The organism is Streptomyces sp. URMC 126 (assembly GCF_051386555.1).
Lineage (GTDB): Bacteria > Actinomycetota > Actinomycetes > Streptomycetales > Streptomycetaceae > Streptomyces.
Window position 1 is genome coordinate 1 of the sequence record NZ_JBPQTX010001284.1, and the last position, 240, is coordinate 240.

At 67.5% G+C, this 240-nt stretch carries 1 protein-coding gene; it reads left to right on the top strand.

The features are described 5' to 3' along the window. Positions 1-240: 6,7-dimethyl-8-ribityllumazine synthase (locus ACSNOK_RS35985; protein WP_436784857.1), on the top strand; the 240-nt coding region annotated here is incomplete at both ends.

Here is a 240-nt window from a genome sequence, read left to right on the forward strand (position 1 = left end):
GTCGTGGACCGCGCGCATGAAGGTTTCCTGACCCAGGCCGCCAGCCTGATGCCCGGTGCACAGATCGAGGCTTGGGACGTGCCCGGCGCCTTCGAGATGCCGCAGCTGGCCAAGAAGCTGGCTCTGACCGGCAAGTATGACGCCGTGGTGGCCGCGGCCCTGGTGGTCGATGGCGGCATCTATCGCCATGATTTCGTGGCGGGCGCGGTGGTCAGCGGCCTGATGCAGGCAGGCATGGAC